1 protein-coding gene and 1 pseudogene are annotated in these 536 nt (G+C 61.4%); both read right to left on the reverse strand.

Annotated elements, in window-relative coordinates; genetic code table 11:
* The coding region (locus FPZ47_RS30100; protein ID WP_246859925.1) for a hypothetical protein at window positions 1-226 on the reverse strand (226 nt) is incomplete at its 3' end.
* A gap of 49 nt (window positions 227-275) precedes the next feature.
* Window positions 276-320 (reverse strand): annotated as a pseudogene (locus tag FPZ47_RS30850) (hypothetical protein); the annotation flags it as partial.
* Window positions 321-536 lie beyond the last annotated feature (216 nt).

The raw sequence follows: 536 nt of genomic DNA on the forward strand, positions 1-536 counted from the left end.
ACCTATTCTCGACGAATATCGTTCGCCAGCGAAGGCTTTCCCCGGCGTGTCTCGACTTACTTACGAACTCCTTAGTACGTCCGACCAGCCCCGCCGCTTTGGCCGCGGCCAAGGTGACCTCAAAGATCCGGTCCGGCCGATCCGAGCGCGCTAGCCGGGCGCGCATGTCCACCAGCACCGTGTGCACAAACCCTGGATAATCGAAGTCCAGCCCGCCCGCCGGCATACTTCCACCGCGCGTCGAAGGCGAACCGATCCACCGCCTCCCGATCCGAAAGGCCCTCGATGCGCTGAAGCACCATCACCACCGCCACAATCATCGGCGGCACGCTGCGTCGGCCCACATCGGTAACAAATCGGCGAACATCTCATCCGGGAACAAGTTGAAACACTCCCGGTGCAGCACGCTGTAAATCGAGTCCGGTGCCACCCGGCCCTCGCAGAAGTCCACCGTCGTGCTGAGGTTCCCCCGAGACCGTAGAGGCATCAGCTATAAGGGGTAGCGATGTCAGAGAAACGGAAGAAGTATGACCGTG

It is taken from the genome of Mycobacterium helveticum (assembly GCF_007714205.1).
GTDB classification, from domain to species: domain Bacteria; phylum Actinomycetota; class Actinomycetes; order Mycobacteriales; family Mycobacteriaceae; genus Mycobacterium; species Mycobacterium helveticum.